Consider the following 4,924-nt stretch of genomic DNA (forward strand, 5'->3'; position numbering starts at 1 on the left):
TTTACTTTGATGCTCTAACAATAAGTATATGTATATATCTTGACCGTTTCTTTTTTCTATTTTGTATAGTATGTCCGATCTTTTGATGGAGAAGTCTTTGCCTATTAGTTCAGTTTGTTCACGTTTTAAATCTGTTTCTTTTATTTGTTTTGTTATCTCTTTTGGTAGAAAGGCTTTTAAAAAGTCATAGAATACGGTTCTGTCTTCAAATAATTCTTTGAATATCGAATCTTTTATTGGATTAGACATAAGCTTCTCCTTTTGGTTTATTTTTTGGTTGTCTAGTTTAATTATACCATATGTTTTTGAAAGGCGTAACCCACCCTTCTAAAGAAGTAGGAAAAGGACTTCGCTTAACAGCCCGCCCATTTAAGGAAATGACCTGCAGCTCCTTAGATCTCACTTCCTTACTATTAAGGAAGAGGGGAGGGTTTCGTCTACTTACAACTACTTCAATAACTCTTTTAGTTCGTCTAATGTAATACTTAGAATGTTCTTCTTTATTTGGTTTATAGTTTCTTCGTTTGCTTTTCTGATCTTTTCTTCTAAACTTTTATCGAAATCTTCTCCAAACCTTTGATTGAGAATTTCTATGATTAATTCTCTTTCTCCTTCAAGTTTACCTTTTTCAATACCTTTTTCCATTCCTTCATTCTTTAACTTTTCTGTTATCGTCATTATCAATTCACCCCTTTCATCCATTACCTTTTTTGCTACTTCTTTTACCTTTTCTATGTTTATATCGTCCCTTGTATACATTAAATACAACATACACGATTCAAATAATTCATTAAACGTCTTTTTGTCTTTTATCCCAACAAGAAGTTCAAATGCCCTTCTTAATTCTTCATCAAACTTTTCTCCCCTTCTTACTCTTGCCACCCTTGTCGTTTGTAATATCGCCTTTAAATTTGCTAACCCTACTATACCTAATTTTTCTTCCGGTGAGAAATCATATATCTCATATTGGTAAGTGGGTATGTATTGTTTCATTATTTCTGGTAACTCTTCTATTCCTTCTATGAGATTTATTAACTTGGTCTCTATATTCCACTTGTTTTCTCCATTGTATATTACTAGTGGTATTATTATAGGTAATTTGTTCGTTTTAGTGTTGTATTTTTCCTCCCATATCCTGAGTATGTATTTTAAAAGTTGTAGAAGTACACGAGGATCGTTGTAACTTTTGTGTTCAAAGAGAATGTATATGTATCCATCTTTTCCATTTATTCTCGTTTTGTACAACATGTCTGAGTGACTTTCTTTTAAATCTTCATCCACATAGCTGTAATCATTAAGGGGCTTGCCCCTTAAGATCCCCGAAATCAAGTCCAAATTCAAAATCATTTAAAAAAAATCGTTTGCACAAAGCAGCAAACGTAGATAGTTTTCTAAGAAATTTTGAGCTATTTTTATGTTACCAAAATGTTTTTTGAAGAAAGCATCGTGTGGATTGTTTAATTCACTCATCTTTGACCTCGCTTTTTTGTTAGATTTGTGTTATTCAACTTAATTATACCATATGTTTTTGAAAGGTGTTATTTTATCATATAACTTATATATAATGAGTTTTAGCGGCCCTTCGTCCGTATCAAGAGTTAAATAAAACATCAAAACCAACAGCGACAAGAGATCTTCGCAATCTTGTTGATAAAGGAATAGTTATAATGCAGCGGGAAGCTAAAAGACAAATATATTATCAATTGAGCCAAAATAGAGCCAATTGAGCCAAAATAGAGCCAATAGGCAAATTTGACAGTTACAAAAACGTAAGAATTCTAAAACAGGCATGAATAAATCTTCTGTCATAACATCCAATGTCAGGAGACAAAAATATATCACTCCTCATTGAAACCATCACAACAAAGGAGTGATATTTTTTAAAAGCAGAATTATAAACCTTATACTTGATATTAGTATCAGCCTTCTACAACTATTTCAGTTTTTCTTTTAATTCTTCTATGCTTATCTCTAACAAGTTATCCCCTATGTAATCTATCGTCTTTTCGTCTGCTTCTCTTATCTTAGCTTTTAACTCTTTAGTTAATCTTCTACGGAATCGTTTGCTGAGCAATCTAATTTCAAATTCTTTTCTTCCTTCAAGTTTACCTTCCAATCTAGCTTCTTCTCTTTCCCTTTTTGATATTTCTTCTAATGTGTCCATTCTTGGCACCCCCATTTCTTCTAACTCAAGTATAATGAGCTTTATAGCGCCCCTTCGCCCCGCTGCCCGCCCATAGAATTAGTGAAGAGTTTTCTCTGTTAACTTAATTATATCATTTCTTTTTGAAGGTGTGCTATTTTATCACATAACTTCTGTATAATGAGCTTTATAGCGCCCTTCCCCCGCTCCCCACCCATTAGGAAAAGGATCTTTGTTAGTGGCCTTTCACCCCGCTCTGAACTTATTAGGAAAGGGCCTTAATAACGCCCTTATCCGGCTCCGCTCCCATAAGGAAAAGATTCTTTTGTCCTTTCACCCCGCTCCTCACTCAAAAGGAAGTAGGACCTTTACCCTTTCGCTGCGCTGCCTTCCCTTTTATGGAAGGGACTTGCGGGGTCCCTAACCCAGCAGGTGGGAAGGCTTTGCCCGTGCCCATAAAGTTTGAAAAAAATAAGAGAAATTTTGATATAATATGATTAGGCAGAGGAGGTTAAGCCATGGCCATAAAAAGAATACGAGTGAAAAATTTCAAGAGTTTCAAAGATCTAGAAGTAGAATTAGGAAAGTTTAATCTTCTAATTGGTGCTAATGCTTCTGGAAAATCAAATTTTATACGGATCTTTGAGTTCTTAAGGGATATAGTAAAGCATGGGTTGGATAATGCAATTTCTATGCAAGGGGGCAGTGAATATCTCAGGAATATAAATATTGGTCCGTCCGAGGATTTTTCATTAGAAGTTGTTTCTGATCAAGAGTTTAGAAGAGCGATAAAAAAGAAAGAAAAAGGGCCATTAGGGATGATAACATATGAAACGATTTATAAGTTTACTATTAATTTTAATAAGACAGGGTCGGGATTTAAAATTGTTGAGGACAAAATAACTCAGAAATGTAAATTCGTTAGATTAGAAAGGCCAAAGGAAAAGACAAAGGGCAAAGAAGAACTTGGGGAAGGTGAGATTCTTTTTTCCAACGTTGAGGGGAAACTTAAGGTCGACTTAAAGTTACCCCCTGAGTTGCCGATAACAAAGGATGATGTATTCCCACGAATCTTAAGAGAAGAAAAAATACCACCCAAAACCCTTCTCATCGAACTTCCTTTATTCCCATTCATATTTCCTCCATCAGAGGCAATTTTCAGTAGTATTTCAATATACGATTTTGACCCTAAGCTTCCTAAAAAGGCAGTGCCAATTACTGGAAAGATGGAATTGGAAGAAAACGGCGAGAATTTAGCCATCGTTCTCAAAAACATTTTAGAAGACAAGGAAAAGGAAAGGAAACTCTCTAACTTAGTGAGGAACCTTTTGCCTTTTGTAAACAAACTGGATATAGAGAAATTTGCTGACAAGTCGTTACTTTTTAAATTGGAAGAAGTATATGCTCAAAATCAATACTTGCCTGCTCCTTTGATTTCCGACGGAACCATAAATATTACAGCCCTGATTATTGCCTTATATTTTGAAAAAAAATTACTAACTATAATTGAAGAACCCGAAAGAAATATACACCCATCTCTTATTTCCGGTGTTGTGCAGATGTTGAAAGAGGCATCACAGAAGAAGCAAATTATTGTTACCACCCACAACCCGGAGATGGTGAGGCATACAGATTTAGAAAGCATTCTGCTTATCTCTCGAGATAAAGAAGGCTTTTCCACCATTTCCAGACCTGTTGAGAAAGAAGAGGTAAAAACATTCTTAAAAAATGAGATAGGAATTGAAGAGCTCTATGTACAAGATCTCCTGGAGGCATAATCATGGCCTATAAAAGGTTATACATTCTCGTCGAAGGGGACGATGATAAAAGATTCTTTGAGAAAATAATTACTCCTCTCTTTGAGGGGAAATACGAATTAGTTAAAGTATGGAAATATGCACAACAGAAAAAGGAGAAGGTTAGTAAATTTCTTGAAAGCATTAAAGCATTGAGTGCGGATTATATCTTTGTATCAGATATTGACCGTACACCATGTGTAACAGCAAGAAAACAATATATACAAAGTAAATTCAAGGAGATTGACAAAGATAGGATAATAGTTGTAATAAGAGAAATAGAAAGTTGGTACCTTGCCGTATTAGATGATAAGTCTTCTAAAAGGCTTGGCATTCGTTATTCAAAAGCTACAGACAATGTTACTAAAGAACAATTTAATAATTTAATCCCAAGAAAGTTCGATTCCAAGATAGATTTCATGCAAGAAATTCTAAAGTGCTTTAACATAGAAACAGGAAAGCACAGAAATACATCCTTCAGGTATTTTCTTGACAAGCATAATTGCGAAGTTTAAGGCGCAGCTGCAGCGGGCGAGCTGTAGTTTAAAGGTGCAACAATTCCTTTTCCTCACGGGTGGGTTACATGGTGAAAGGGCGTTAATAAAAATATCCTTTTCCTCACGGGTGGGGAGCGGGGGAAGGACGCTAATAAAAATATTAAAGAGATATCACTCCTCCTAAAGCAAAAAAGAGGAGTGATATCTATTTTAAATACTCAAAAATCTACCTTCTACAACTACTTCAATATTTCTTTTAGGTCTTCTAATGTAATACTAAGAATATTTTTCTTTATTTGGTTTATAGTTTCTTCATTTGCTTTTCTGATCTTTTCTTCTAAACTTTTATCGAAATCTTCTCCAAACCTTTGGTTTAGAATTTCTATGATTAATTCTTTTCTTTCTTCAAGTTTTCCTTTCCTTTCACCTTCTTTTACACCTTCCAATTTAGCCTTTTCTCTGTCTCTTTTTGCTATCTCTTCTAATGT

Annotated in this window: 6 protein-coding genes and 1 pseudogene; 2 read left to right on the plus strand and 5 right to left on the minus strand. The window is 34.5% G+C overall.

What is annotated here, in order from left to right:
• From BZ25_RS02385 to BZ25_RS02400, 4 genes are all read right to left on the minus strand, one after another.
• Positions 1-249 (minus strand): Rpn family recombination-promoting nuclease/putative transposase (locus BZ25_RS02385; RefSeq protein ID WP_147429934.1); only part of this gene is annotated, 249 nt, incomplete at its 3' end.
• A gap of 198 nt (positions 250-447) precedes the next feature.
• Complete coding sequence (locus BZ25_RS02390; protein WP_370038126.1) at positions 448-1,347, minus strand: Rpn family recombination-promoting nuclease/putative transposase; 900 nt, start codon at positions 1,345-1,347, stop codon at positions 448-450.
• Positions 1,348-1,470, minus strand: a complete 123-nt coding sequence (locus tag BZ25_RS10635; RefSeq protein WP_370038129.1) for an Rpn family recombination-promoting nuclease/putative transposase — start codon at positions 1,468-1,470, stop codon at positions 1,348-1,350.
• A 463-nt stretch (positions 1,471-1,933) separates the two neighbouring features.
• A complete protein-coding gene (locus BZ25_RS02400) occupies positions 1,934-2,164 on the minus strand; it encodes a hypothetical protein (RefSeq protein WP_233552343.1) in 231 nt (76 codons plus the stop codon).
• Between the two features lie 497 nt (positions 2,165-2,661).
• Between BZ25_RS02400 and BZ25_RS02405 the strand changes: the two genes are divergently transcribed.
• Positions 2,662-3,921 carry an AAA family ATPase gene (locus BZ25_RS02405; RefSeq protein ID WP_121567260.1) on the plus strand — a complete coding sequence of 420 codons (1,260 nt, stop codon included), beginning with the start codon at positions 2,662-2,664 and terminating at the stop codon, positions 3,919-3,921.
• A gap of 2 nt (positions 3,922-3,923) precedes the next feature.
• The gene (locus BZ25_RS10350; protein ID WP_199676833.1) at positions 3,924-4,454 is read left to right on the plus strand and encodes a hypothetical protein; all 531 of its coding nucleotides are present in this window, start codon (positions 3,924-3,926) and stop codon (positions 4,452-4,454) included.
• Between the two features lie 221 nt (positions 4,455-4,675).
• Here the strand turns inward: BZ25_RS10350 and BZ25_RS02415 are convergent.
• Positions 4,676-4,924 (minus strand): annotated as a pseudogene (locus BZ25_RS02415) (hypothetical protein); the annotation flags it as partial.

The sequence above is a fragment of the Petrotoga sp. Shatin.DS.tank11.9.2.9.3 genome, assembly GCF_003665005.1.
In the GTDB taxonomy this organism is placed as follows: domain Bacteria; phylum Thermotogota; class Thermotogae; order Petrotogales; family Petrotogaceae; genus Petrotoga; species Petrotoga mobilis.

Excerpts from the sequence above, each read along its gene's own strand:
- BZ25_RS02390 (WP_370038126.1), bottom strand. The coding sequence starts at position 1,347 with ATGATTTTGAATTTGGACTTGATTTCGGGGATCTTAAGGGGCAAGCCC.
- BZ25_RS10635 (WP_370038129.1), bottom strand. The coding sequence starts at position 1,470 with ATGAGTGAATTAAACAATCCACACGATGCTTTCTTCAAAAAACATTTT.
- BZ25_RS02400 (WP_233552343.1), bottom strand. The coding sequence starts at position 2,164 with ATGGACACATTAGAAGAAATATCAAAAAGGGAAAGAGAAGAAGCTAGA.
- BZ25_RS02405 (WP_121567260.1), top strand. The coding sequence starts at position 2,662 with ATGGCCATAAAAAGAATACGAGTGAAAAATTTCAAGAGTTTCAAAGAT.
- BZ25_RS10350 (WP_199676833.1), top strand. The coding sequence starts at position 3,924 with ATGGCCTATAAAAGGTTATACATTCTCGTCGAAGGGGACGATGATAAA.